This window comes from Novosphingobium sp., assembly GCF_019748365.1.
In the GTDB taxonomy this organism is placed as follows: domain Bacteria; phylum Pseudomonadota; class Alphaproteobacteria; order Sphingomonadales; family Sphingomonadaceae; genus Novosphingobium.
Window position 1 is genome coordinate 48,968 of the sequence record NZ_JAIEPN010000051.1, and the last position, 25,770, is coordinate 74,737.

A 25,770-nucleotide genomic window follows, 5' to 3' on the forward strand; every position below is an offset into this window, starting at 1 on the left:
TCCCCGAGCGAACCCGGGGAGGAATGAGGGGTCACTTCGCGCGGTGCAGCACTTTCCACAGCGTGCCGCGATCGCGGATGATTTCCGCCGCCGCATTGTGGCCCGGCGCGCCGGTCACGCCGCCGCCGGGATGCGTGCCCGAACCGCACATGTAGAGGCCCTTGATCGGCGAGCGATAGTCGCCGTGGCCCAGCACCGGCCGCGCGGCCCAGAGCTGGTCGAGCCCCATGTTGCCATGGAAGATATCGCCCCCGATGAGGCCGAACTTGCGCTCCAGATCGAGCGGCGAGTGGATCTGCCGCGCGATGACCGCGTTCTTGAAGTTGGGCGCGTGGTCGTTGACCGTGTCGATGATGAGATCCGCCACCTTCTCGCGGTGCTTGTCCCAATCGACCTTGGGATCGAACTGCTGGCAGAACAGGCTGGCGACATGCTGGCCCGGAGGAGCGAGGCTGTCGTCGATGGTCGAGGGCAGCTTGATCTCGATGATCGGCTTCTTCGACCAGCCACCCGTCTGGGCGTCGATGAAGGCCTGGTCCATATAGTCCATGCCCGGCGCGATGATGATGCCGGCGGTGTGGTGCTCGGCCTTTTCCTTGCCGGGCAGCACGGTGAAATCGGGCAATTCGGAGAGCGCGACGTTCATGCGGAACGTGCCCGAGCCGGTCTTGTAGTTCTTGATGCGGCGGTTGAAATCCGCGTCCAAATCGCTTGAATCGACAAGCTGGCGATAGAGCAGCGCGGGGCCGACGTTGGCGGCGATGGTGGGCGCGTAGAGCTCCTCACCGCTTTCGAGCTTCACGCCGGTTGCCTTGCCGTTGTTCACCAGCACCTTGGAGACCGGCGCCTCAAGGCTGATCTCGACGCCATATTCGGCGCAGGCGCGGGCCATGGCCTGCGTGATCGCGCCCATCCCGCCGACCGAGTGGCCCCAGGCGCCGAACTTGCCATTCACTTCGCCGAACACATGGTGGAGCAGCACATAGGCCGAACCGGGGGTCGAGACGCCCGCGTAGTTGCCGACGACCGCGTCGAAGCCGAAGGCGGTGCGCACGTAGTCATGCTCGAACCAGCCTTCGAGGAAATCGCGCGCGGACTTGGTGAAGATGTCGAGCAGATCACGCTGCACATCGAGACCGAGGCCGGCAATCGGCCAGCCCTGCTGCGCGGCAGCCAGCAGCGAGCGCACACCGCCGCCGACATTGGGCGGGCACTTCAGCGCGATGTCGCGCAGCACCTGAGCCACTTTCTCAAGTGCCGCGTCGTAGTGCTGGTAAGTCTCGGCGTCCTTCTTCGAGAAGCGCGCGAACTCCGCCTCAGTGCGACCCGCGCCGCCGCCGAGCTTGAGGTAGTCGTTCTCGAACGGGAAGAAGTTGCTGATCGTGCGCTCGATGATGCGGAAGCCGCGCTCGTGCAGCTTCATGTCGGCGATCACCTTGGGGCGCAGCAGGCTGACGGTGTAACTCGCGGTCGAGTTGCGGAAGCCGGGCGCGAACTCCTCGGTCACGCAAGCGCCGCCGACGATGTCGCGCCGCTCCAGCACACGGACCTTCATCCCGGCGCGGGCGAGATAGAAGGCGCAAGTGAGGCCGTTGTGGCCGCCGCCGATGATGATCGCGTCGTAGCGGTTGGACATTCGATTTGCTCCCGATTTCCTGAGTGGGAAAACCCACCCCCAGCCCCTCCCGCAGGCGGGAGGGGAGTTTATGTTGCGCCCGTCCTTCTCCCCTCCCGCTTGCGGGAGGGGCTGGGGGTGGGCCCTTCTAACCCTTCGACCACCCCGCCGGCGGGGCCTTGTGCAGCCTCGCCTCCGGGGTCAGCGCGCGGATCTTGCGGGCGAAGCTGCGCAGACAGACCTCGCTCTTGCCGATGGGCCCGGCGCCATAGGTCTGCGAATGCATTCCTTGCTGCACGCGCTCGATCAGCCAGGTGTCTTCCTTGTTGACCACGCGGTTGATCCGCCAGTTGGCATAGCGGACGAGCTTCATCTCGCGGCTGTCGTCGGGCAACGCATAGGCCATCTCGCGCAGCAAGCAGGTGGTGGGGCTGATCGGAAGCCACTGCATGAAATCGATCTGATCCGCATAGATATCGAAGGCAATGTTCGGCCAGAGCTTGAAGTAAAGCCAGCGGCGGCGGTTCTCTTCCGGAAGCTCCTCCACGTGGGGCAGATGCTCCTGATAGAAGCGTTCCCAGAAGTTGGCCGAGGGCTTGTCGACGAGATCGCCCTTCAGGCGGTCGACCCAGTCGTCGGCCTCGATCTGGTAGGACTTGCCGAAGATTCGGGTAAGGCCATCGTGCGCGACCGGGATGTGGAGGTTGTCGGAATAGTTGTCGCCGACGTTCTTCCAGTTCACATTGCGGGGGCGCAGCCGCATGGCGCCCATCGGCTGCATGTCCTCGAACCGGTAGGGCGCGATCTCGGCTTCGTGCGGGGCCATCATCTCGCTCGGCGTGGGGAACACGCCGGGCTTGAGGCAGACCCAGACAAAACCGCGCCAGACCTCGAGCGCGACCGGCACGAGACCGTTTTCCTCCAGCTTCAGCGCGGGATAGTCGGACTTCATGGGAACGCCAGTGAGGCGGCCGTCGGTCTCGTAGACCCAGGCGTGATAGGGGCAGACGAGCTTCTTCGCGCAGCCCGCAGTGCCCTCCACCAGCCGCATCGCGCGGTGGCGGCAGACGTTGGTGAAAGCGCGCACTTCGCCATCATCGCCGCGCAGCACGATCACGCTCTCGCCGATATAGTCGATCGTGCGCCAGTCGCCCGCGTTGGGGATCTCGTTCACATGGCAGACGATCTGCCACGAAGGGCGGATCACCCGCTCCATTTCGACCGCGTGGTATTCGGGATCGGTGTAGAGCCAGCCGGGCAGGCTCCAGTCGGCATCGGGATCGTGCTCGCTCGCCGAAAGCGCCGCGACGACGGATTGGTGGCCCATGCTGACGAATCCCTCAGGTTGAAATTGCTTGTTGGACGATCGTACAACAAGGCGTAGGATATGCAAGATGAAAGCGCCCGCCTTCCGGAGAATCGAACCCGACGCCCGCCGCCTTGCCCTGATCGAGGCCTGCGCGCGCGTGCTGGCGCGCGCTGGATCGGCCGGCGTGAGCGTTCGCGCGATTGCGGTGGAAGCGGGTGTCTCGCCCGGGCTGGTCAGCCACTATTTCCCCGGAATCGAAGCGCTTGTTGCCGCAACCTATGCGCATGTCGAAGGCGCGGTGGCAGAAACGCTCGACCGCGCCGTGGAAGCGGCGGGCCCCGATCCGCGCGCGCGGCTCGATGCCTTTGTGACGACGACTTTCGCGCCGACAATTGCCGATCCGCAGCTGCTCGCCACCTGGATCGCGTTCTGGAGCCTCGTCACTGCGCGGCCCGCCATCGCGGCACAGCACGACGAGCAGTATGCCGGATCGCGCGCGCGGCTGGAGAGCCTTTTAGGCGATTGCGGAATGCCCCCCGGCGAGCAGCGGCGCGCCGCGATTGCCGTAAGCGCGCTGCTCGACGGCCTCTGGCTCGAGCTGTGCCTCTCGCCCGGCTGCTTCAGCGCGGAGGAAGCGGGCGACATCGCGCGCCGCTTCCTCGATACGCTTATCTCGACAGGTCGGTAATGAGGCTCAGGTAGTACGTCACGCCGGGGCGGATGTTCTCCAGCCGCACGCGCTCGTTGAGGCCGTGCGAAAATTCCTCGCTGTCCTTCGTGAAAAGCGGGCTTGCACCATAAGCGGGGATGCCGAGGCGGCGGAAATACATGCTGTCGGACGCGCCGGAGCTTTGCGAGGGAATGACCGCGACGTCCTTGCCCCAGGCCTTGCGAATGGCCTTGGTCGAGGCGTCGACGAAATCGGGCCGCATGGGCGAGGCCGGGGTTTCGAACGAGCCTTCGGTCACGTCGATGATCTTGACGACCGGGCTGTCGATCACCTTCGCCAGCTGGGCCATGATCTCGGCAAGGCTGTGGCCGGGGAAGATGCGGCAGTTGATGAAGGCAGCGGCGCGCTGCGGGAGGGCGTTGAGCGCGTGGCCCGCCTCGGCCATCGTCGGCACGCAGGTGGTCCCGACCTTGCCGACCGTGGCGGGGTTGGCGCGCAGTACGGCGATCGCGGCTTCATCGGCCGGATTGGCAGCGAAGGCGCGCATCGCGGCGGCGATCTTGGGATCGGTCTCGAAGGGCGCAGCCTGCGTAAAATAGGCCTTGGTCAGCGGGTTCTGTTCGGCCGGGAACGTGTAGGCCCCCACTTTCACCAGCGCTTCGGCAAGCTGAACAATCGCGTTTTCGGGGCGCGGGGCGGAGCTGTGGCCGCCGGGGTTGGTAACTTCGAGCTTGAAGTCGCCGTAGGTCTTCTCGGCGCCGTCCCACACCCAATAGAGCGGCTTGCCGGTGGCTTCGTCGAACTTGCCGCCGCCGGCATCGGCATTGATGACCATCTCGGCATTCTTGAGCTTGTCCGAGAGGAGCCCGGTGGTCTTCATCACCGTCTCTTCATCGCCCGAGAATTCGATCACGATGGTGCGGCGCGGCTTGAAGCCACTGCGGCGCAGCTCGATCAGCGACGACATTGCAACGGCGCCGCCGAACTTCATGTCGGTCGCGCCGCGGCCATAGAGCACGCCGTCCTCGATCACCGGCGTGAAGGGATCGCGCTGCCAGTCCGAAGGCTTGGCCTCGACCACGTCCATATGGCCCGAAATCACCAGCGGCTTCAGTTTGGGATCGGAACCCTTCCACGTGGCGATGATGTAGGCGGTGTCGTCGACCGGGGTGATCTCGACATCACCCTCGCCCCAGCCGCCCGCAAGCAGCGCCTGCTTGTAGAGATTGGCGACGTCGATCGTGCGGTTGCTCTCGCCGCGCACCGAACGGATGGCGATAGACTTCTTCGCCAGATCAAGCACCTGCGCCTCGGCAGCGGGGTAGCCCGCGGGGGCGGCGGCGAGCGCCGGCAGCGGGGCAAGGGCCAGAACGGACACGAGAGCAAGGCGGGAAAGGGACATAGCGTTACGGGGCTCCAGATGTCCCCCGACGCTGGCGGCCTATGCTGCGCTGCGCAAGATGTTTTGTTGATAGCGTTGCGCGGGGTGGCGCATTGCCGCCTTGCCCACCCCAAACCCCTCCCGCCTTCGGGAGGGGCTTAAAGTTCCTCCCCTCCCGCATGCGGGAGGGGGCTTAAAGTTCCTCCCCTCCCGCATGCGGGAGGGGCTGGGGGTGGGCCTTCTTCAGGCGGTGGGCAATCAGCCCTGAACCTTGCTCGCGTCGAACGTGCCCAGACCCGGCTTGAAGCTCTTCTCGTCGAGGAACTGGCGGGTGGCTTCCTTGCGCGCGGCGGCGCCGCCGAAGCTGTGCAGGGCTTCCTGCGCGCGGATCTGGTATTCAAGGCCGTTGTCGTAGGTCATGTCGACCATGCGGCGCATCGTCCACTTGGTGGCGCGCAGCGCGTGGCTGTCCTTCTTCTTGAGCACGTTGGCGATTTCCAGCACGCGCTCCTTGAGCTTGTCTGCCGGCACGGCCTCGGTCACGAGCCCCTGCTCCTCAGCCTGCTTGCCGGTAAGGTTTTCGCCCATCATCGCGTGGTACATCGCCTTGCGGAACGGCATGAGTTCCTGGGCGACCTTGGACGCGCCGCCACCGGGGAGGATGCCCCAGTTGATTTCGGAAAGGCCGAACTGTGCGTCCTCGCTGGCGATGGCGATGTCGCAGCCGAACAGCGGGCCATAGCCGCCGCCGAAGCACCAGCCATTGATCATCGCGATCGTCGGCTTCTCGTACCAGCGCAGACGTTCGAACCAGCCGTAGCTTTCGCGCTGCGACTTGCGGACGGCCCAAAGCCCCTGCGCCTCGGTCTCGCGGAAGTATTCCTTGAGGTCCATGCCGGCGGTCCAGGCCTCACCCTCGCCGGTGAGGACGAGGACCTTCACGTCCTCGCGGAACTCGAGCTCTTCGAGCACGGCCTTCATGCGGCGGTTGAGCTTGGGGCTCATGCAATTGCGCTTCTCAGGCCGGTTGAAGGCCACCCATGCAATGCCGTCTTCTACGCAGAAGGCGACGGTGTCTTCCTCCGCGCGCTCGGGCTTGGGGGCGATCGGGGTCTGGTCGGTCACAGCGGGTCCTCTCGGGTCATGCGTGTCAGGTGAATCTGGCTTGTGGGTTATGTACTATAACACTTTGCGAGTCGGCGCAATGTGGGCCGGTTCAGCCCCGGTGAAGCAAGAATTAGGGCCACAAAGGTGGTTTCAACCGCAACGGACCCAAAACCTGCACCAAAGGACAGGATGGCTGTGCAGAGGCGTGTGAACGGTCACTGCATACGAATGCAGCATTTGATAATAATGCAAAATTCACGCTCTGAAATCGCTTGAAACGGCGGTTTTCGGTGGATGAATTGCAATTACTGCAACTGCTACGCCATGTTTCGCACTTGCGAAGACTCGGGGTGGGGCGCACTAAGAACACGCCTTTCAGGCATCCTCTCCCAAACTTTCCAAGGGCCACCCGGCAACGGGTGGCCCCTTTTTTTTGGTCTGGTAGCCCCGCATTGCGAAGACCGCTGACTGAGGGCACTAAAGCGTGGTGAGACGCTTGATCCTGTTCCTGCTCCCCGCGCTTTCAGCTTGCTCGCAATCTGCCGACAGCTTCGTTGTCCACGACCCCGCGGGCAAAGCCCAATCAGCCGTGGTTGCCGTATGCCGTGCGCGGGCACCTTTGGTTCGCGTGGGCAATCGGTTTACCGGGGTTGTCCCGATCTCTTGCGAAGGTGCAGGAAAGGTCGCGGTAAGTCTGAAAGACGGCAGACAGTTAGATTGCCCCGTGGGCTATGTCACCAATCTTTCCCAGTCCTGGGTGTTCCGGCTCGAAAACGGGCGCTGCGTCAGGCAACCCCACGACTGATCGAATGGCAAGCAGTGCTTTACTGAGCAAGCCCTACCCGTGCGGCAGGATCACCGTCCGCCCGATCACGCGGCGCTCGCGCATCGCAAGGTAGGCCTCACGCCAGTCGGCGAGCGGAACGGCGGAATGGACATGGGGGCGGATGCGGCCTTCCTCCGCCAGCTGCAGGATCGCGGCCATGTCCTCGCGCCCGCGCTCGGGAAAGCGGCGGCCATACTCGCCCGCGCGCACGCCGACGACCGAGAAGCCCTTGATCAGCGGAATGTTGGTGCGCACCTCGGCGATGCGCCCTCCGGCGAAACCGACGACCAGCAGGCGCCCGCCAAACGCGGTGTAGCGGCAGGCCTCGTCGAACACGTCGCCGCCGACGGGATCGTAGACAAGGTCCGCGCCGCGCCCGCCGGTCAGCTCGAGGATCTGTTCGCGCAGCCCGGTCGGCCCCGCCAGCACGTGATCGGGCGCATAGAGGCGCTGCACAGCCGCGCGCTTTTCCGCGCTGGAGGCAACCGCGATGACGTTGAGGCCCAGCGCCTTGCCAAGATCGACAGCGGCAAGCCCCACTCCGCCCGCCGCGCCGTGCACCACCAGCGTCTCGCCCGGCTCGGCGCGGCCGATGCGCGCGATCGCGGTGTAGGCGGTGATGTAGGCCGCGCGCAGGGCTGCGCCTTCGGCAAAGGAAAGCCCCTGCGGCAGCGGCAGCAGCGCGGCATCGGCGAACACGCCATATTGCACCACGGCGCCCGTCAAGGTCGCGACAACCACCTTGTCGCCCGCCTGCCACCGGCTCCCCTCCCCTGCTGCGACGACCTCGCCTGCGGCTTCCATGCCGGGCACGAAGGGCAGCGGAGGTTTGGCCTGATAAAGCCCCTCGGTCATCAAGAGATCGGGAAAGCCGAGTGCAGCGGCCTCGATGCGGACGAGCGCCTGCCCAGGCCCCGGCTGCGGCATGGAGCGTTCGGCAAGGCCGACACCGGCAAGATCGGGGGCCAGCGCGGACACTTCAAGGACGCGCATTACGGACGGCAGCATGGTCATTGGCGGTTGTTCTCCCGCCGCAGTCGATGCCTCAGCCGCTCCGCTCCGTCCAGTCCTACGCCGCACTCGCCCGCTGGTGCAGGCGGGTGATCGCATCGAGCGAGGACAACAGCGCGCCTTCCTGCCAGCAGCCGTAGTATGAACAATGCTCGCCGGCGAGAACGATGCGTCCGTCCATCGCGACAAGATCCTGATAATGCGCCTCGCGGCTTTCCTCGGTCCATGTCGCGCAGCAGCCGAGAATCCACGGCATGCGGCTCCACGCGAGCGAGACGCCGCTGCGGAATTCGGACTTGTAGTGCTTCGGGTGGAACACCGAGCCCTGCTCGAGCGCGGCCTGGATGCGCTTTTCAGGCGTCATCCCGGCGAGGATATAGGCCCCCACCCCGAACGGGTAAGCGCCCAGCAGCACCGCCGGGCCATCACTGAAGGCGCCGTGGCCGGGATAGCTCACCAGACCGATGGCCTGATCGGTGAACGAGGAGCCGCCATAGATCGCATCCTCGGTTTCCCAGAAGCGGCGCTTCATCTCGAGTCCGATCTTGACCGAATTGCCATAGGGCAGCGCCTTGATCGCGGCTTTCTTGGCCTCAGAGACCTGAATATCGATCTGGCCGAGCACGGTGGCGGGGATCGTGCAAACCATCCAGTCGGCGCGGGTTTCGCCCGCCGCGCCGGTCTTCGCATCGGTCCAGCTTGCCGTCACGCCGCGCTCGTCCTGCGCGATCTTCGTGACGCGTGTGCCGAAGCGGATCAGCTTGCCCACGCGCGCCTGAAACGCCTTGCCGATATGGTCCATGCCGCCCTTGGGCTGGAACATCGCCGGTTGCATGACATATTCGGCAAAGAAACCCAATGTTTCCCAGATCTTGCTGTCGAGCGTGTCGCTGAGGCTGAAGGGATCGTTGGGGATCGGCGCGCCGTTCACGCCGCCGCCCGGCGCACGCTCCCAGCCGCGCTGCTCGCCCAGCTTCTCGCTCTTCACATAGGCCATGTTCTTGTCGAGCACGCCCCAGCTGCGCATGGCTTCAAGAAGCTTGGCCTTGTCTTCCTTGGTGACTGCCTGATCCAGTGCACCGGCATTCAGCGCCTTGCCCAACAACTCCGACACGTGGCCCTTCCAGTCGGTCACAACATCGCGGTAGCGCTGTGGTTTTCCGCCGAAGGCCGCCTTGCGGTGGACGAAGGCATTGGTGTTGTTCTGGATATAGGGCTCAAGCTCGACGCCCAGCTCCTTGCAATAGTGCAGCACCGTGCGGTGGTGGTGCGGAATGCGCCAGGGGCCGGGGTTGATGTAATTGCCCTTCGCGAAGCCGACTTTCTGGACCGAGCCGAGTTCGGTGACCACATCGCCGCCGCGCAGGGTCATGTTGCGCCCGCCCGCGCGGCCTTGCGTTTCGAGGATCTGGACCTTGTAGCCCGCCCTGGTCAGTTCATAGGCCGCGAGCATCCCGGCAAGCCCGGCTCCGAGGACAAGCACCGAAGCGCCGGGCTTCGCACCCGAAAGCCCCGGCGGCCCGGTGAACTGAGATTCCGCCGCGTGGCCCATCACCGTCATCGCCTGATAGAGCGCCGCCCCGCCGCCCACCTTGCCGATCAGGCTGAGGAGATCGCGGCGGGTCGTCGGCAGAACGGGCTCGGTCATGCGGGGCACCTTGCAGGCGTGAGGTTCTGGCGGGACATCAGTGGCCGCAGTTGCAATCGGGCACCGGCGGATTGGCGGTGGTGATGCGGTCGAGATCGGCCTCGGTCACCGCATCAGGATAGGCGTTGAAGTGGCCGCGCACGTAATTGATCACAGCCGCGATCTGGGGCCGGGTGAGCATGCCGGAAAACCACGGCATGCCGCCGCGCCCCTTCAAGACGACAATGCTGGCATAATCGTGATCGGCAAGGCGCGGATTGCCGGCGAGCGCGGGGAACATCGCACCGGGAACGCCGCCGCCCCTGGCATCGGCCATGTGGCAGGACTGGCAGATCTGCTCGTAGATCTCGCGCCCCTCGTCCGCCACGGCGATATCCGATGCGCCGCCACGGTCTTGCGCGCGGCCCGGCGCGGCGAAGGCAATCGCGGCCGCAAGCGCAAGCGCGCCAGCGAAAAGGGAAGTCAGGCGATATCCCGGCAAGGTCGTGGTCCCACTCCTGCTACCGTCGGTCTTGCACCAAGCTATGCTGCATTGCAGCGCCGTCAATGCAAAATGTTGCCGAAGTGGTTCGCAGCGCCCTGACCATTCGGGCACAAGCACCGCTTTTGCACCCGCGAATTGTCGCGTATGGTCCGGGCCGGAACCGCCGCCTGCCGCGGCGCTGTATCAAGGGGAACCACCGATGCGCTTCACGCTTCTTCCCGCGCTGGCTCTGGCCGCGCTTGCATTTGCCCAGCCCGCCGCAGCGCAAGTGACCCGCGTGCAGAGCAATCCGCAGTCGCTGATTCTCGACGGGGCGGACGTGAAGGCGGGGACGGACCTGTTCTACCTCTCGGGCCAGCTCGCCTCACCGGTCGATCCGGCCAAGACCTTCGCGGACGTGAAATCGATCGAGGACCTTGGCGATACCAAGACCCAGACGATCAGCGCGCTCGCCAGGATCAAGGCGATCCTCGAGGCGCGCGGCTATGCGATGTCGGACGTGATCAAGCTGACCTTGTTCGTGGTGGCCGATCCCAAGCTTGGCAAGATGGATTTTGCTGGCGTGAACGAGGGGTTCAAGCAGTTCTTCAAGACGGCGGAAAACCCCAATACCGTCGCCCGTTCGACCTTCCAGGTCTCGGCCCTTGCCGGCCCCTATTTCCTGATCGAGATCGAGGCCATCGCTGCGAAGAAGCGCTGATCGATGCGCGGCACGGCGCCGCTGCGTGCGATTGCAATCGTATTCCTTTGGACAGCCGTCCGGGTTCGGTCTCTTTGGCAGCAGATGGTGGCTTGCCGCCGGTAACTTCCGTCGCCTAGTCTGCGAAGTGAAGCTCCGGGAGAGGCCGGAACCATTCAGACGCCAGAGCGAGGGCCGCCGCAGAAGCCCGTGCCATGCCGCGTCTGCACAGGGGGAGTGACAATCCGTGCGCCTCGACCAGAGTGACAAGCCCGCCGCCAGCCCGGCCCGCGCCGAGCCCGGCGACATGCAGGCCCATATTCTCGATGTTCTGCGCCACCGCGTGGGCAAGGACGTCCATTCCGCCACCCCGCACGACTGGTTCACCGCAACCGTCCTCGCGCTGCGCGACAAGGTGATCGACCAGTGGATGGAATCGACGCACCGCACCTATGAAGAGAGCGGCAAGCGAGTCTATTACCTCAGCCTCGAATTCCTGATCGGCCGCCTGCTGCGCGATGCGCTCTCCAACATGGGGCTGACGCGCGAGATGGAGAAGGCGCTCCGGTCCTATGGCTTCGACCTCAGCGCGATCGAGGATCTGGAACCCGATGCGGCGCTGGGCAATGGCGGTCTCGGGCGGCTGGCAGCTTGCTTCATGGAAAGCCTCGCCAGCCTTGATATCCCGGCATACGGCTACGGCATCCGCTACGTGAACGGCATGTTCCGCCAGCGGCTGGACGATGGCTGGCAGGTGGAACTCCCGGAAACCTGGCTGAGCCACGGCAATCCCTGGGAATTCGATAGACGGGAAAGTGCGTACCGCATCGGCTTCGGCGGTGAAGTGGTGGACAGGGGCGACCGCGTCGAGTGGATTCCCGCCGAGCAGGTCGAAGCCTCCGCGGTCGATACGCCGGTGGTCGGCTGGCGCGGCAAGCGCGTGAACACGCTGCGGCTGTGGACCGCAAGCGCGCTCGATCCCATCCGCCTCGATGCCTTCAACGCGGGCGATTATGCCGGGGCGCTCGCCGAGGAAGTGCGCGCCGAAACGCTGGTGCGCGTGCTCTATCCGGCGGATTCCAGCCCGGCCGGGCAGGAACTGCGGCTGCGGCAGGAGTATTTCTTCACCTCCGCCTCGATCCAGGACATCGTGCGCCGCCACGTGCAGACCTATGGCGATATCGCGACCTTGCCGGACAAGGCCGCGATCCAGCTCAATGACACGCACCCGGCGGTGGCGGTGGCGGAGATCATGCGGCTGCTGGTCGATGTCCATGGGCTCGATTTCAACGAGGCGTGGGACGTGACCCGGCGGACCGTCGCCTATACCAACCACACCCTGCTGCCAGAGGCGCTGGAGAGCTGGCCTCTTCCCCTGTTCGAGCGGCTGCTGCCGCGCCACATGCAGATCATCTATGCGATCAACAGCCGCGTGCTGCGCGAGGCCAGGAAGAGCGGGCTGGACGACCGCGCCATTGCCGCGATCAGCCTGATCGACGAGGCGGGCGAGCGGCGCGTGCGCATGGCGAACCTTGCGTTCGTGGGCTCGCACAGCGTCAACGGGGTGGCCGCGCTCCATACCGAGCTGATGAAGTCCACGGTGTTTTCGGACCTGCACGGGCTCTACCCCACGCGGATCAACAACAAGACCAACGGCGTCACGCCGCGGCGCTGGCTGCAGCAGTGCAATCCCGGCCTCGTCAGCGTGATCACCGATGCGATCGGGCCGGCGTTCCTCGACGATGCCGAGAAACTCGCCGACCTCAACGCCTTTGCCGGCGATGCCGCGCTGGGTGAACGGATCGCCGAAGTGAAGCGCGCCAACAAGGTCGCGCTCGCGGCCTATGTGCGCCAGACCATGGGCCTCAGGCTCGATCCCGATGCGCTGTTCGACGTGCAGATCAAGCGCATCCACGAATACAAGCGCCAGCTGCTCAATCTGGTCGAGACCGTGGCGCTCTACGACCAGATCCGCAGCCATCCGGAGCGCGACTGGGTGCCGCGGGTCAAGATCTTCGGCGGCAAGGCGGCGTCGAGCTATCACAACGCCAAGCTGATCATCAAACTGGCGAGTGACATCGCCCGGCGGGTGAATGCCGATCCGTCGGTCGGCGGCCTGCTCAAGGTCGTGTTCATGCCGGACTACAACGTCTCGAAGGCAGAGCGGATCATCCCCGCGGCGGACCTTTCGGAGCAGATCAGCACCGCGGGCATGGAAGCTTCCGGCACCGGCAACATGAAGTTTGCGCTCAACGGCGCGCTCACCATCGGCACGCTCGACGGCGCAAACGTTGAAATCAAGGACCACGTCGGCGACGACAACATCGTGATATTCGGCCTCACCGCAGACGAAGTCGCCGAGAAGCGCGCCGGGGGCTACAATCCGCGCGCGGTGATCGAGCGCAGCCGGGAGCTCCAGCAGGCAGTCTCGGCCATTGCGACCGGGGTATTCTCGCCCGATGACCCCACCCGCTATGCCGGGCTGATGGGCGGAATCTATGACCACGACTGGTTCATGGTCGCCGCCGATTTCGACAGCTACCACGCATCGCAGCGCAAGGTGGACCGCATGTGGGAAGATCAGGCGAGCTGGCGCGCCAAGGCGATCCGCAATATCGCCAATGTCGGCTGGTTCTCGTCCGACCGCACCATCGGCGAATATGCCCGCGACATCTGGGGGGTCGGGGCCGCCTCATGAAGCCCTCCCCCGCCGCGCTCGAGGCCCTGCTCAATGGGACCCATGCCGATCCCTTCGCCTTGCTGGGGATCCACGAGGGACCGGGCGGCGCTTTTGCCCGCGCGGTGCTGCCGGGGGCGGAGACGGCGGAAGCGCATTCCCTTGGCGGCGAGGCGCTGGGCGAGCTCAAGCGCATCGATGATCGCGGTCTGTTCGAGGGCCATGTCACGGGCACCCGCCAGCCGGTGAAGTATCGCTGCGCCGCAGGCCCGCACGAATGGTGGCTGACGGATGCCTATTCGTTCGGGCCGGTGCTTGGGCCGCTCGATGATTTCCTCATCAACGAGGGCACGCACCTCCGGCTGTTCGACAAGCTGGGCGCGCATGTGATCGAGCATGAAGGCGCGCGGGGCGTGCACTTCGCGGTCTGGGCGCCCAATGCCGAGCTTGTTTCGGTCGTCGGCGATTTCAACGATTGGGACGGCCGCCGCCACCCGATGCGTCGGCGCGCGGACATCGGTGTGTGGGAGGTGTTCCTGCCCGATATCGAGGCCGGGCGCGCCTACAAGTACCGCGTGATGGGGCCGAACGGCACGGTCCAGCCGCTGAAGGCCGATCCGTTTGCCTTCCGCTCCGAACTGCGGCCCGCAACGGCGAGCGTGATCGCCGCGCCCGATGCGCATGCGTGGGGCGATGCCGATCACCGCGCAAGCTGGGCCAAGACCGACCCGCGCCGGGTGCCGATCTCGATCTACGAAGTCCATCCCGGTTCATGGCAAAAGCCCAAGGCCGATCTGGGCGATGGCCGCGAGTTCTATTCCTGGGACGAGCTGGCCGACCGGCTGATCCCCTATGTTGTCGAGATGGGCTTCACCCATATCGAGTTCCTGCCCGTCTCCGAACATCCCTTCGATCCCAGCTGGGGCTACCAGACCACTGGCCTGTTCGCGCCCTCTGCCCGCTTCGGAGAGCCAGAAGGCTTTGCGCGCTTCGTCGACGGGGCGCACCGGGCCGGAATCGGCGTGCTGATCGATTGGGTCCCGGCGCATTTTCCAGTCGATGCCCACGGCCTTGCGCAATTCGACGGGACCTATCTCTACGAACATGCCGATCCGCGCCTCGGCTTCCATCCCGACTGGCAGACCGCGATCTACAATTTCGGGCGGCGCGAGGTGCTTTCCTTCCTCGTCAACAATGCGCTCTACTGGGCCGAGCGTTATCATGTCGACGGTCTGCGCGTGGATGCGGTCGCATCGATGCTCTACCGCGATTACAGCCGCAAGGACGGCGAGTGGATCCCCAATCAGGAGGGGGGCCGCGAGAACTGGGAAGCGGTGGCCTTCCTGCAGGCGATGAACCGCGCGGTCTATGCCAGCCATGCCGGATTCCTGACCGTCGCCGAGGAATCGACGAGCTGGCCGGGCGTGACGCTCCCCACCGATGCGGCAGGCCCGCCGCGCGGCGGCCTCGGGTTCGGGTTCAAGTGGAACATGGGCTTCATGCACGATACGCTCGCCTACATGGCGCGCGATGCGGTGCACCGGCGCTATCACCACGACGAGATCACCTTCGGGCTGATGTATGCCTTCAGCGAGAACTTCGTGCTGCCGCTGAGCCATGACGAAGTGGTCCACGGCAAGGGCTCGCTGCTCGGCAAGATGAGCGGCGCGGATGCCTGGCAGAAGTTCGCCAACCTGCGCGCCTATTATGGCCTGATGTGGGGCTATCCTGGCAAGAAGCTGCTGTTCATGGGGCAGGAGTTTGCGCAGGGGCGCGAATGGAGCGAAGCCCGCCAGCTCGATTGGGATCAACTGGACATCGCCGAGCACGCCGGCGTGCAGCGCTGGGTGAAAGACCTCAACCACGCCTATCGCACCCTCCCCGCGCTCCACGCGCGCGATTGCGAGGGCGAGGGCTTCGAATGGCTGGTGGTCGATGATGCCGCCGCCTCGGTCTTCGCCTGGGCGCGCAAAGCACCGGGCGCACCGACGGTCGTCGTCGTCAGCAACATGACGCCGACGCTCCACGGGCAATACCGCCTGCCGTTCCCGCAAGACGGCACGTGGCGCGAGGCGCTCAACAGCGATGCGGGGCTCTATGGCGGATCGGGCCAGGGCAATCTGGGCGGCGTGATAGCGGAGCATGGCGCGGCACTCGTCGTCCTGCCGCCCCTTTCAACGGTCATGTTCGTATTCGAAGGATAAGCCACAAGGCAAACGGAGGGAGATGGGTCATGCGTGATACTTATGGGCAGCCGCTGGCGCGCGACGCCATGGCCTATGTTCTGGCCGGCGGGCGCGGCAGCCGCCTTTATGATCTCACCGACAACCGCGCCAAGCCTGCGGTCTATTTCGGCGGGGTCAGCCGGATCATCGATTTCGCGCTTTCGAACGCGATCAATTCGGGCATCCGCCGCATCGGCGTCGCCACGCAATACAAGGCGCATTCGCTGATCCGCCACATGCAGCGCGCGTGGAACTTCATGCGGCCGGAGCGCAACGAGAGCTTCGACATCCTCCCCGCCTCGCAGCGCATTTCCGAACACGCGTGGTACGAAGGCACGGCCGACGCGGTCTACCAGAACCTCGACATCATCGCGAGCCACGCGCCCAAGTACATGGTCATCCTTGCGGGCGATCACATCTACAAGATGGACTACGAGCTGATGCTGCAGCAGCACGTCGCCACCGGCGCGGACGTGACGATCGGCTGCCTGGTGGTGAAGCGCGAGGAAGCCAAGGGCTTCGGCGTGATGGCGGTTGATGCGGCGAGCGTGATCACCGATTTCATCGAAAAGCCCTCCGATCCGCCTTCGATCCCGGGTGATCCCGAACACTCGCTCGCCTCGATGGGCATCTATGTGTTCGACACGAAGTTCCTGTTTGACGCGCTGCGCCGCGATGCCGACGACCCCAACTCCAGCCGCGATTTCGGCAAGGACATCATCCCCCAGATCGTGAAGAACGGGAAGGCCGTGGCCCACCGCTTCACCGACAGCTGCATCCGCGCCGCCGAGGAAATCGGCGAATACTGGCGCGATGTCGGCACGCTGGACGCCTATTTCGAGGCGAACCTCGATCTGACGGACGTCGTGCCCAAGCTCAACATGTATGACCGCGAATGGCCGATCTGGACCGATCAGGTCGTGGCGGCCCCGGCCAAGTTCGTCCACGATATCGAAGGGCGGCGCGGCATGGCAATTTCCTCGCTGATCTCGCAGGACTGCATCGTCTCGGGCGCGATCGCGCGGCGCTCGCTGCTGTTCACCGGCGTGAAGATGGGCTCTTTCTCCAGCGTCGATGAAGGCGTGATCCTGCCCTATTGCAACATCGGGCGCGGGGCGCGGCTGAAGCGCGTGATCCTCGATTCCGGCGTACGCATTCCCGAAGGGCTGGTCGTGGGCGAGGACCCGATCCTCGACGCCAAGCGCTTCCGCCGCACCGAAAACGGCGTGTGCCTGATCAACAAGGCGATGATCGAGCGGCTGAAGTGATGGGGCTGCACATGCCGCTGCCCACCCCCAACCCCTCCCGCAAGCGGGAGGGGCTAATGAATCGTGTACCTGTCAGTCCCCCTCCCGCTTGCGGGAGGGGTTAGGGGTGGGCCAGCCATGACGAACGTCCTCTCCGTCGCCTCCGAAGCGGTCCCGCTGGTCAAGACCGGCGGCCTTGCCGATGTCGTCGGCGCCCTGCCCGAGGCGCTCGCCCCGCACGGCGTCGCCATGACGACCCTGCTGCCGGGCTATCCCGCAGTGACCGCCACGCTCGGCAAGAAACCCAAGGTCCTGCACAAGTGGGAGAGCCTGCTGGGCGAACCGGCGCGCCTGCTGGCGGGCAAGATCGGCGCCCATCCTCTGCTCGTGCTCGATGCGCCGGGGCTCTATGCGCGCGAGGGCGGGCTCTATGGCGATGCCACCGGGCGCGACTGGGCGGACAACTGGAAACGCTTTGCCGCCTTCGGCCGCGCGGCGGCGGATGTGGCGGGCGGCGTGGTGAAGGGCCTCGGCTTCGACCTTATCCACGCGCACGACTGGCAGGCGGGGATGACGCTGGCCTATCAGCGCTTCTCACCCGCCGGGCCACCGCTGCCTTCGGTGATCACGATCCACAACATGGCGTTTCAAGGCCACTACGGCGCGGACCTGTTCCCCGCGCTCGGCCTGCCGCCGCAGGCCATGGCGATCGACGGCATCGAGTACCATGGCGGCATAAGCTTCCTGAAGGCGGGCCTCGCTTCGGCCAGCCGCATCACAACGGTGAGCCCGACCTATGCGCGCGAAATCCGCGAGCCGGGCTTCGGCATGGGCCTCGAAGGCCTGATCCGCGCGCGTGAAAGCGAGGTAAGCGGAATCGTCAACGGGATCGACGCCGCAGTGTGGAACCCGGCCAGCGATCCCGCACTGAAGGCCGCCTACAGCGGGAAGGCGCTGGCCAAGCGGGCCGCGAACTCGCGGGCGCTGGAGGCGGAGTTCGGCCTCGAGAAAAATGGGGACAGTCCCCTTTTTATCGTGATCAGCCGCCTCACCTGGCAAAAAGGCATGGACGTGCTGCTCGAAGCCGCCGACCACCTTGTCGGCATCGGCGGGCGGCTGGCGCTGCTGGGATCGGGCGATGCCGCTTTGGAAAGCGGCTTTCATGCCGCCGCCGCGCGCCATCCCGGACGGATCGCGGTGCGCATCGGCTATGACGAAGCGCTCTCGCACCGCATGCTGGCGGGCGGCGATGCGATCCTCGTGCCGAGCCGGTTCGAGCCTTGCGGCCTCACCCAGCTCTACGGCCTCGCCTATGGCTGCGTGCCGGTGGTGAGCCGCACCGGCGGCCTTGCCGATACGGTCATCGACGCCAACCTCGCCGCGCGGCAGGCCGGCGTCGCCACCGGCGTGCAGTTCGACGGGGTGCGCTATCAAACGCTAGCGGACGCCCTCACCCGCACGGTGCACCTGTTCCGCGATCCCGCCGCCTGGCGCAGCCTGCAGCGCGCCGGGATGGGCGCGGATTTCTCGTGGCGCGGCAGCGGCGGGGCCTATGCCGACCTCTACAAGAGCCTTACGGTAACCGCATGATCCAGACGATTCCTTCCTCGCCGTTCGCCGATCAGAAGCCGGGCACATCGGGCCTGCGCAAGAAAGTGCGGGTGTTCGCACAGCCGAACTATGCGGAAAACTTCATCCAGTCGGTGTTCGATGCGGTCTCGCCGGAGCGGGGCTCGACCTTGGTCATCGGGGGCGACGGACGCTATCACAACCGGACGGTGATCCAGGCGGCGATCCGGATTGCGGCGGCGAACGGCTATGGCCGCGTGCTGGTGGGGCAAGGCGGCATTCTCTCGACCCCGGCGGCCAGCCACGTGATCCGCAAGTATGGCGCCAGCGGCGGGCTGATCCTTTCGGCCAGCCACAACCCCGGCGGGCCGGACGAGGACTTCGGCATCAAGTACAATATCGCCAACGGCGGCCCCGCGCCCGAGGCGATCACGGACGCGATCTTTGCGCGCACCAAGGTGATCGACCGCTGGCTGACGGTGGAGGCGGCTGACGTCGATCTCGATACACTCGGCACGAGCGAAGTCGCGGGCATGGCGGTCGAGGTGATCGACTCTGTCGCCGACTGGGCGGACCTCATGGAAACGCTGTTCGATTTCCCCGCGATCCGCGCGGCGGTGGCGAATGACCTCACCATGGCGTTCGATGCCATGCACGCTGTCACCGGCCCCTATGCGATCGAAGTGCTGGAGAAGCGGCTGGGGTTCCGCCCCGGCACCGTGCACAACGGCGTGCCGCTGGAAGACTTCGGCGGGCATCACCCCGATCCCAACCGCGTCCATGCCAAAGTGCTGTTCGACCTCATGTTCTCCCCCGATGCGCCCGCGTTCGGCGCCGCTTCGGACGGGGACGGCGACCGCAATCTGATCGTCGGCAAGGGCATCTTCATCACCCCGTCTGACAGCCTCGCGATGCTTGCGGCCAATGCGCACCTCGCGCCGGGCTATGCCAAGGGCCTTGCCGGGATCGCGCGCTCGATGCCGACCAGCGCGGCGGCGGACCGGGTGGCCGAGGCGCTGGGGATCCCCGCGTTCGAGACGCCGACGGGGTGGAAATTCTTCGGCACCCTGCTCGATGCGCAGCTGGCGACGATCTGCGGCGAGGAAAGCGCCGGGACCGGATCGGACCATGTGCGCGAGAAGGACGGGCTCTGGGCGGTGCTGCTCTGGCTCAATATCCTCGCCGTGCGCGGTGAGAGCGTGGAGGCGATCGCCCGCCAGCACTGGGCGAAGTTCGGCCGCAACTACTACGCGCGCCACGACTATGAAGCGCTGCCCAAGGATGTTGCAGAAGCGCTGATGGCCGCGCTGGAAGCCTCGTTCCCCACGCTGCCGGGCAAGTCCTTCGGCCCGCTGACGGTCGAGACGGCAGACAGCTTTGCCTATGACGATCCGGTCGATGGCTCGCACAGCGCCAATCAGGGGCTGCGGGTGCTGTTTGTCGGCGGATCGCGCATCGTGCTGCGGCTGTCCGGCACGGGCACCGAAGGCGCGACCTTGCGGCTCTATCTCGAACGCTACGAACCGGCAGGCGGCACACTCGATGCCGATACCGATGCCATGCTCGGCGATCTGATCGCCGCCGCTGAAGCCATCGCCGGGATCGCCGCGCGCACCGGCCGGAGCGCGCCTGACGTGATCACATGACCCGGCTTTCGGTGCGCGCCCCGCGCGCCGAGGCGGTCATGCTCTGCCTGTTTGACGGGGATACCGAAACCCGCGTGCCGATGGTGCGCGCAGGCGATGACTGGATTGCGCACGCCCCTCCCCCCGGCACCCGCTATGGCCTGCGCGCGGCAGGCGAATGGGCGCCTGAAAAGGGGCTGTGGTTCGATCCCGCCAAGCTGCTGGTCGATCCGCGTGCAGTCGAGCTCGACCGGCCTTTCACATACAATCCGGCGCTGTCTGCATACGGCGTGGACACGGCACCGCTTGTGCCGCGTGCGGTGATGCAGGGCGCGCTGCCGGAGGTACCGCTCGCACCGCCGGTCTTCAAGCGCGGCGGGCTGATCTACGAAGTCAACGTGCGCGGGCTCACCATGCTGCACCCGGATGTGCCGGAAGCGCAGCGCGGCACGGTGGCGGCGCTCGCGCATCCGGCAGTGCTGGCGCATCTCGAAAAGCTGCATGTGAGCGCGGTCGAACTGATGCCGATCACGGCGTGGATCGACGAGCGCCATCTGCCCCCGCTCGGCCTCAGTAATGCCTGGGGCTACAACCCGGTCGTCCCCATGGCGCTCGATCCGCGCCTCTGCCCCGGCGGAGTGGCGGAACTGCGCGAGACGGTCGCCGCGCTTCACGCGCGCGGGATCGGCGTGATCCTCGATCTCGTGTTCAACCACACTGGCGAGAGCGACATTCTGGGGCCGGTGCTCTCCTTTCGCGGGCTCGATGATGCGGCCTATGCCCACAATGCAGCTGGGTCGCTGATCAACGATACCGGCTGCGGCAACACGCTCGATTTCGCGCAGCCTGCGGTGCGCGCGCTGGTAGTCGAAAGCCTGCGCCATTTCGTGCGCCATTGCTGCGTGGACGGGTTCCGCTTTGACCTTGCGACGGTGATGGCGCGCGGGCCGGGTTTTGCGGCGGACGCACCGATCTTCGCCGAAATCGCCGCCGATCCCTGGCTGGCGGATAGGGTGATGATTGCCGAGCCGTGGGATATCGGCCCCGGCGGCTACCAGCTCGGCCGCTTCCCAGCGCACTGGCTCGAATGGAACGACCGGTACCGCGACGATGTGCGGCGCTTCTGGCGCGGGGATGCGGGGCTCGGCCTTCTGGCGACGCGGCTTGCGGGTTCTTCCGACGTGTTCGGCAAGGACTGCCGCGCGGTGAACTACCTCGCCGCGCACGATGGCTTCACGCTGGCGGACACGCTGGCCTACGAACACCGCCACAACCACGCCAACGGCGAAGACAATCGCGACGGGCATGGCGAAAACTTCAGCTGGAACAACGGCGCCGAAGGGCCGACGGACGATCCGGCGGTGCTTGCCCGCCGCGCCGCCTTCGCCCGCGCGATGCTCGGCACGCTGTTCGTCTCGACCGGCACGATCATGCTGACCGCCGGCGACGAGTTCGGCCGCACCCAGCAGGGCAACAACAATGCCTATGCGCAGGACAACGCGGTGATGTGGATCGACTGGGAAGGCCGCGACCGCACGCTCGAAGACCATGTCGCGGCACTGGCAGCATGGCGCGCAGGCCGCGACTTCGCACAGTTCCCGGAAGACGGCACATGGCACGCGCTGGACGGCGCGCCGATGGATGCTGCGCGCTGGGAAGACCCGGCAACCCCGGGCTTTGCATGGCACGCAAAAAGCGAGGCGGCGCGATCAACGGGATTGCGGATCGATCGCGCCGCCCCCTATGCCGGCCCCGGAGTGAACGGGGCCGAAAAGGGATCAGGCACGTTGCCAGAGTAGCGCCGGATCGAATTCTTCACGTGCCGCAGGTTGCGCGCGCGGCGTATCCTGCACCACCGGCAGCGGCTCGGGCAGCAGGGTGTGGAGCAGCAGCCTTCCAAACGCCCAATCGCCCAGATCGGACGCAGCATTGATGTGCCCCGCCTCCCCTGCATCGGCGAGGCGCGCACCCCAGCGGCGGGCAAGGCCGCGGGCCTGCGCCATCGTCAGGTAGGGATCGTTGCGGCTGGCGACGAGGACTGTAGGGAACGGCAGCGCGCTTTCAGGCACCGGCGCAAAGCAGGTGAGCCGCCGGTCAAGCGGGCGCTCCTCGACATCGGGCGGAGCCACCAGCAGCGCGCCGATCACCTTGCCGCCATCGACCGGGCCTCCGGGCCGCTCATACTCCGCCCACCACGCCACTGCGAGGCAGCCGAGGCTGTGCGCCGCGAGCACCACCGGCCCTTCGGCGCGCTGGATCGCAAGGTTGAGCTTGTTCACCCAGGTGTTGCGGTGCGGATTGTCCCACAGCCCCAGATCGACCCGGCGGCAGCGCGGCAGCTGCGCTTCCCAGATCGTCTGCCAGTGACCGGGGCCGGAGTTGCCAAGGCCCGGCACGGTGAGGATCACGGGTGGGGCAGGATCATTCAAAGTATTGATTTCATGGGCCATATTACGTCTCCAGGAGAGGAAATGGCCGGTCGACTCGGTGTACGTCCCGACCAGCTCGATGTTAACTCAACCCTTTCGATAGACAATAGCCTCGCGACGAAGCGCGCGGGGATTTCGCCGGTCTGCGCACTGATGCCCGCCATCTTGCGAATTGCGGGTGCGATTGCCATGTCCACGCCGCAGTTGGCGTGCAGAAGCAAGGCAGGCGAACCAAACCAGTTCACGCGCAGGGGTCACACCCATGAAGACAAAGCATAGCGGGATGTGGCTGCGCCTTGCGGCAATGCAGCATGTGGTGATACCGGCACGCGCATGACCGCCCCCGCGCCTTCCTCCTCTGCTTCTGCGCGGCGGCTGCTCGTTTCGATCCACGATGTTTCGCCGCGGTTCGAACGTCAGGTCGATGCACTGGCCGAGCGGCTGGCGCGGCACGTCGGCGAGGCAAAGTTCGCCATGCTGGTGATCCCTGACCATTGGCGCGGCGCACCGATTGCCGGCAACGCAGCCTTCGCGGCGCGGCTTCGCGGCTGGGCCGATCAGGGCATCGAGATGTTCCTCCACGGCTGGAGCCACAAGGACGAAACGCCGGCGACCGAAGGCCTAGCTGCGATCAAGGGCAAGCATATGACCGCGGGCGAAGGCGAATTCCTCAACCTGCCGCAGGCCGAAGCGCTGGCCCGCATGCGCGATGGCCGCGCGCTGGTGGAAGACACGATCGGCCGCCCGGTTGCTGGCTTCATCGCGCCTGCCTGGCTCTATGGCGAAGGCGCGCACGCGGCGATGCGCGAACTTGGCTTTGCGCTCGCCGAAGACCACATGAAAGTCTGGCGCCCGGCGAGCGGCGAAGTGCTGGCGAAAGGCCCGGTGATCACCTGGGCGAGCCGCAGCAAGGCGCGCATCGCCAGTTCGCTGTTTGCAGCATCGCTGGGCCGGGCCGCGCTGCCTTTCACCCGCACGATCCGCGTGGCAGTGCATCCGGGCGACACGACCGTGCCCACATTGCTGACGAGCATCGACCGCACCTTGGCGCGGTTTGTGCGCACGCATGCGCCTTCACGCTATGCATCGCTGAGTAGCGCGGCATGAATGCGCTGTCGGCAGGCCTGAACCAGCTGACGCCTGCCGCCGCGCGGCCGCTGCGCGTCCTCACGTTCCTGCACAGCTTCGAGCCCGGCGGGGTGGAGCGGGTAGCGCTGCGGCTGCACGAGGCGTGGCGCGCGCAGGGGCTCGACGCGCGGCTCGTGCTGGGGCGCACGGCGGGGGCGATGAAGCGCGAGTGGCCGGACCTCGGGTACGAGATCCTCGGCCCCGAGGCGATCCCCAGCAGCGCGTGGGAAACGCTGTGGATGATCTTCCATCTGCCGCGCGCGATCCGGCGGATCCGGCCCGACGTGCTGTTCTGCGCGGGCAATTCCTACACCATCGTCGCCGTGGCGATGCGGCTGCTGCTGGGCAAGGCCTGCCCGCCGGTCGTCGCCAAAATCAGCAATGACCTGACGCGCCACGACCTCCCGGCCCCGGCCCGGCCGTTCTACCGCCTGTGGCTGCGCATCCAGGGGCGGATGCTGCAGCGCCTTGTCGGCATGGCGCCGCCGATGCGCGCGGAGATCGGCAGCCTGATGCGCGTGGAGGATGCGCGGATCGCGGTGATCGACGATCCCTCGCTTTCCGAAGCCGATATCCAGCGCCTCGCTGCCGCGCGCGCCGCGGCAAACGCGGCGCCGCGCGGGCCCGGACGGCGCTTCCTTGCCATCGGGCGGCTTGCTGCGCAGAAGAATTTCGGCCTGCTGATCGATGCCTTTGCGCGCATGGCCGGGCCGGATGACCGTTTGGCCATCATTGGCGAGGGCTCCGCGCGCCGCGCGCTGGAAGCGCAGATCGAACGGCTGGGGCTCGGCGCGAAAGTGCGTCTGCCGGGCCACATCAGCCCGCTCGATGCCGAACTGGCCGCGGCCGATGCACTGGTGCTTTCCTCGGACTATGAAGGTGTTCCGGCCGTTGTTGCAGAGGCGCTGGCGGCCGGACTCCCGGTGGTCTCGACCCGCTGCAGCGTGAGCATGGACGACATGCTGGGCGGCGGCCGCTTCGGCCTGCTGGTGCCGGTCGGCGATGCGGCGGCGCTGGCGCAGGCCATGGGCAACATTGCCAACTTGAAATTTGACGAAGCGGCTGCGCGAGACCAATCGCGTCGGTTCACCGTAGAGATAGCTTCGCATGGCTATCGCGCTCTGATGGAGGACCTCGCCCGTGCTTAACGTGGATGGCGAGGCAGGCTCCTCGAAGGATATCTCTCCCATGGCACCACCCGAAGCGCTGATTGAGACCTTGCCACCGGTTCTGCCCACCGCGCTCCCGTCCGCCGCGCCGCTCGAGCGCAGCCTGCGCAAGTGGAGCGGCTGGGTGGGTCCGGCCATTTCGCTCGCCATTCTGGCTGCCGTGCTGTGGCAGCTGCGCAAGATCGACTGGAGTCAGGTCTGGTCGATCGTGCCGACAAGCCCGTGGATCTGGCTGGTGCTGGCGGCGAGCTACTTCGCGGGGCCGATGGCGGACTGGGTGATCTTCCGCAAGCTGTGGGGCATTCCGGTTTCGGGCATCCTGCCGCTGCTCAAGAAGCTGATCGGCAACGAACTGCTGCTGGGCTATGTCGGTGAAGTCTATTTCTACGATTGGGCGCGCCGCCACGTGAAGATGGAAGGCTCGCCCTTCGGCGCGGTGAAGGACGTCGCGATCCTTTCCGCGCTGGCCGGCAATATCATGACCGTGCTGCTGCTGATCGTCACCTGGCCGATCATCAGCCAGCTGGGGCTCGATGGCGCGGGCAGCAGCAACGGGCATGTGCTCAGTACCTCGATCGGCGTGGTGCTCATCACCAGCCTCGTCATCATGTTCTTCCGCAATGGCCTGCTCAGCCTGCCCAAGGCCGACCTTGCGTTCGTGTTCGTCGTCCACACCCTGCGTATCGTCGCCAACACCGGCCTCTCCGCGCTGGCCTGGCATCTGATCCTGCCCGGCGTGGGGATCGGCTCGTGGCTTCTTTTCGCAACCGTCCGGCTCCTCCTGTCCCGTCTTCCGCTCATTCCCAATAAAGATGTCGCCTTCGCCGGTATCTCGACCCTGCTCGTTGGTAGTCAGGTTCAGACTAGCGACATGATTGCCATGATATCGCTCCTGATCGTGGCAACGCATGTGGTGTTGTTCATTGGCTTGATGCTGCTTGATCTGGTGCAGCAGGAGAAGAACGCTTGAA

At 65.9% G+C, this 25,770-nt stretch carries 19 protein-coding genes; 11 read left to right on the forward strand and 8 right to left on the reverse strand.

Annotated elements, in window-relative coordinates:
* Window positions 1-31: 31 nt before the first annotated feature.
* Together K5Q19_RS07230 and K5Q19_RS07235 are read right to left on the reverse strand one after the other, a co-directional pair.
* Entirely contained in the window at window positions 32-1,636 is a 1,605-nt protein-coding gene (locus K5Q19_RS07230; RefSeq protein WP_292942749.1) for an NAD(P)/FAD-dependent oxidoreductase, read from the reverse strand.
* A gap of 127 nt (window positions 1,637-1,763) precedes the next feature.
* A complete protein-coding gene (locus K5Q19_RS07235) occupies window positions 1,764-2,942 on the reverse strand; it encodes an aromatic ring-hydroxylating dioxygenase subunit alpha (RefSeq protein ID WP_292942752.1) in 1,179 nt (392 codons plus the stop codon).
* A 67-nt stretch (window positions 2,943-3,009) separates the two neighbouring features.
* On the opposite strand from K5Q19_RS07235, the gene K5Q19_RS07240 reads away from it, so the two are divergent.
* Complete coding sequence (locus tag K5Q19_RS07240) at window positions 3,010-3,612, forward strand: TetR family transcriptional regulator C-terminal domain-containing protein (protein WP_292942755.1); 603 nt, start codon at window positions 3,010-3,012, stop codon at window positions 3,610-3,612.
* Here K5Q19_RS07240 and K5Q19_RS07245 read toward each other — a convergent pair.
* The 5 genes from K5Q19_RS07245 to K5Q19_RS07265 all read right to left on the reverse strand — a co-directional run bounded on the left by K5Q19_RS07245 (window position 3,593) and on the right by K5Q19_RS07265 (window position 10,048).
* A complete protein-coding gene (locus tag K5Q19_RS07245; RefSeq protein ID WP_292942758.1) occupies window positions 3,593-4,996 on the reverse strand; it encodes a M20/M25/M40 family metallo-hydrolase in 1,404 nt (467 codons plus the stop codon). The genes K5Q19_RS07240 and K5Q19_RS07245 overlap by 20 nt on opposite strands.
* 237 nt (window positions 4,997-5,233) lie before the next feature.
* On the reverse strand, window positions 5,234-6,100 hold the full coding sequence (locus tag K5Q19_RS07250) for a p-hydroxycinnamoyl CoA hydratase/lyase (RefSeq protein ID WP_292942761.1): 867 nt from the start codon (window positions 6,098-6,100) through the stop codon (window positions 5,234-5,236).
* Window positions 6,101-6,920: 820 nt separating this feature from the next.
* On the reverse strand, window positions 6,921-7,916 hold the full coding sequence (locus K5Q19_RS07255; RefSeq protein ID WP_292942916.1) for an NADPH:quinone oxidoreductase family protein: 996 nt from the start codon (window positions 7,914-7,916) through the stop codon (window positions 6,921-6,923).
* 61 nt (window positions 7,917-7,977) lie between these two features.
* On the reverse strand, window positions 7,978-9,567 hold the full coding sequence (locus K5Q19_RS07260; protein WP_292942763.1) for a flavin monoamine oxidase family protein: 1,590 nt from the start codon (window positions 9,565-9,567) through the stop codon (window positions 7,978-7,980).
* Window positions 9,568-9,604: 37 nt separating this feature from the next.
* Complete coding sequence (locus K5Q19_RS07265) at window positions 9,605-10,048, reverse strand: cytochrome c (protein ID WP_292942766.1); 444 nt, start codon at window positions 10,046-10,048, stop codon at window positions 9,605-9,607.
* Between the two features lie 202 nt (window positions 10,049-10,250).
* Here K5Q19_RS07265 and K5Q19_RS07270 point away from each other — a divergent pair, with 202 nt between their 5' ends.
* The 7 genes from K5Q19_RS07270 (at window position 10,251) to glgX (ending at window position 21,872) form a co-directional block, all read left to right on the forward strand.
* Entirely contained in the window at window positions 10,251-10,751 is a 501-nt protein-coding gene (locus K5Q19_RS07270; protein ID WP_292942768.1) for a Rid family hydrolase, read from the forward strand.
* Window positions 10,752-11,037: 286 nt separating this feature from the next.
* On the forward strand, window positions 11,038-13,428 hold the full coding sequence (locus K5Q19_RS07275) for a glycogen/starch/alpha-glucan phosphorylase (protein ID WP_292942919.1): 2,391 nt from the start codon (window positions 11,038-11,040) through the stop codon (window positions 13,426-13,428).
* Window positions 13,425-15,611 carry a 1,4-alpha-glucan branching protein GlgB gene (glgB, locus tag K5Q19_RS07280; RefSeq protein ID WP_292942770.1) on the forward strand — a complete coding sequence of 729 codons (2,187 nt, stop codon included), beginning with the start codon at window positions 13,425-13,427 and terminating at the stop codon, window positions 15,609-15,611. Before K5Q19_RS07275 ends, glgB begins: the two co-directional genes overlap by 4 nt.
* Window positions 15,612-15,640: 29 nt before the next feature.
* Window positions 15,641-16,900: a glucose-1-phosphate adenylyltransferase gene (gene glgC / locus K5Q19_RS07285; protein WP_292942772.1), complete on the forward strand. Its 1,260-nt coding sequence runs from the start codon at window positions 15,641-15,643 to the stop codon at window positions 16,898-16,900.
* Window positions 16,901-17,017: 117 nt separating this feature from the next.
* A complete protein-coding gene (gene glgA / locus K5Q19_RS07290; RefSeq protein WP_292942775.1) occupies window positions 17,018-18,469 on the forward strand; it encodes a glycogen synthase GlgA in 1,452 nt (483 codons plus the stop codon).
* On the forward strand, window positions 18,466-20,094 hold the full coding sequence (locus K5Q19_RS07295) for an alpha-D-glucose phosphate-specific phosphoglucomutase (RefSeq protein WP_292942777.1): 1,629 nt from the start codon (window positions 18,466-18,468) through the stop codon (window positions 20,092-20,094). Before glgA ends, K5Q19_RS07295 begins: the two co-directional genes overlap by 4 nt.
* Window positions 20,091-21,872: a glycogen debranching protein GlgX gene (gene glgX / locus K5Q19_RS07300; protein WP_292942780.1), complete on the forward strand. Its 1,782-nt coding sequence runs from the start codon at window positions 20,091-20,093 to the stop codon at window positions 21,870-21,872. Before K5Q19_RS07295 ends, glgX begins: the two co-directional genes overlap by 4 nt.
* On the opposite strand, the gene K5Q19_RS07305 is transcribed toward glgX, so the two are convergent.
* Window positions 21,852-22,523, reverse strand: a complete 672-nt coding sequence (locus tag K5Q19_RS07305; RefSeq protein ID WP_292942783.1) for an alpha/beta hydrolase — start codon at window positions 22,521-22,523, stop codon at window positions 21,852-21,854. The genes glgX and K5Q19_RS07305 overlap by 21 nt on opposite strands.
* Window positions 22,524-22,835: 312 nt before the next feature.
* Here K5Q19_RS07305 and K5Q19_RS07310 point away from each other — a divergent pair, with 312 nt between their 5' ends.
* From K5Q19_RS07310 to K5Q19_RS07320, 3 genes are read left to right on the forward strand one after another with little or no spacing between them, the layout of a single operon-like run.
* Complete coding sequence (locus K5Q19_RS07310) at window positions 22,836-23,609, forward strand: polysaccharide deacetylase family protein (RefSeq protein ID WP_292942786.1); 774 nt, start codon at window positions 22,836-22,838, stop codon at window positions 23,607-23,609.
* On the forward strand, window positions 23,606-24,778 hold the full coding sequence (locus K5Q19_RS07315; RefSeq protein WP_292942789.1) for a glycosyltransferase: 1,173 nt from the start codon (window positions 23,606-23,608) through the stop codon (window positions 24,776-24,778). Before K5Q19_RS07310 ends, K5Q19_RS07315 begins: the two co-directional genes overlap by 4 nt.
* Before the next feature lie 40 nt (window positions 24,779-24,818).
* A complete protein-coding gene (locus K5Q19_RS07320) occupies window positions 24,819-25,769 on the forward strand; it encodes a hypothetical protein (RefSeq protein ID WP_292942791.1) in 951 nt (316 codons plus the stop codon).
* Window position 25,770 lies beyond the last annotated feature (1 nt).

Bases quoted from the DNA above. Each gene is read 5' to 3' on its own strand.
- K5Q19_RS07230 (WP_292942749.1), bottom strand. From the start codon at position 1,636: ATGTCCAACCGCTACGACGCGATCATCATCGGCGGCGGCCACAACGGC.
- K5Q19_RS07235 (WP_292942752.1), bottom strand. From the start codon at position 2,942: ATGGGCCACCAATCCGTCGTCGCGGCGCTTTCGGCGAGCGAGCACGAT.
- K5Q19_RS07240 (WP_292942755.1), top strand. From the start codon at position 3,010: ATGAAAGCGCCCGCCTTCCGGAGAATCGAACCCGACGCCCGCCGCCTT.
- K5Q19_RS07245 (WP_292942758.1), bottom strand. From the start codon at position 4,996: ATGTCCCTTTCCCGCCTTGCTCTCGTGTCCGTTCTGGCCCTTGCCCCG.
- K5Q19_RS07255 (WP_292942916.1), bottom strand. From the start codon at position 7,916: ATGCTGCCGTCCGTAATGCGCGTCCTTGAAGTGTCCGCGCTGGCCCCC.
- K5Q19_RS07260 (WP_292942763.1), bottom strand. From the start codon at position 9,567: ATGACCGAGCCCGTTCTGCCGACGACCCGCCGCGATCTCCTCAGCCTG.
- K5Q19_RS07270 (WP_292942768.1), top strand. From the start codon at position 10,251: ATGCGCTTCACGCTTCTTCCCGCGCTGGCTCTGGCCGCGCTTGCATTT.
- K5Q19_RS07275 (WP_292942919.1), top strand. From the start codon at position 11,038: ATGCAGGCCCATATTCTCGATGTTCTGCGCCACCGCGTGGGCAAGGAC.
- glgB (WP_292942770.1), top strand. From the start codon at position 13,425: ATGAAGCCCTCCCCCGCCGCGCTCGAGGCCCTGCTCAATGGGACCCAT.
- glgC (WP_292942772.1), top strand. From the start codon at position 15,641: ATGCGTGATACTTATGGGCAGCCGCTGGCGCGCGACGCCATGGCCTAT.
- glgA (WP_292942775.1), top strand. From the start codon at position 17,018: ATGACGAACGTCCTCTCCGTCGCCTCCGAAGCGGTCCCGCTGGTCAAG.
- K5Q19_RS07295 (WP_292942777.1), top strand. From the start codon at position 18,466: ATGATCCAGACGATTCCTTCCTCGCCGTTCGCCGATCAGAAGCCGGGC.
- glgX (WP_292942780.1), top strand. From the start codon at position 20,091: ATGACCCGGCTTTCGGTGCGCGCCCCGCGCGCCGAGGCGGTCATGCTC.
- K5Q19_RS07305 (WP_292942783.1), bottom strand. From the start codon at position 22,523: ATGGCCCATGAAATCAATACTTTGAATGATCCTGCCCCACCCGTGATC.
- K5Q19_RS07310 (WP_292942786.1), top strand. From the start codon at position 22,836: ATGACCGCCCCCGCGCCTTCCTCCTCTGCTTCTGCGCGGCGGCTGCTC.
- K5Q19_RS07315 (WP_292942789.1), top strand. From the start codon at position 23,606: ATGAATGCGCTGTCGGCAGGCCTGAACCAGCTGACGCCTGCCGCCGCG.
- K5Q19_RS07320 (WP_292942791.1), top strand. From the start codon at position 24,819: ATGGCACCACCCGAAGCGCTGATTGAGACCTTGCCACCGGTTCTGCCC.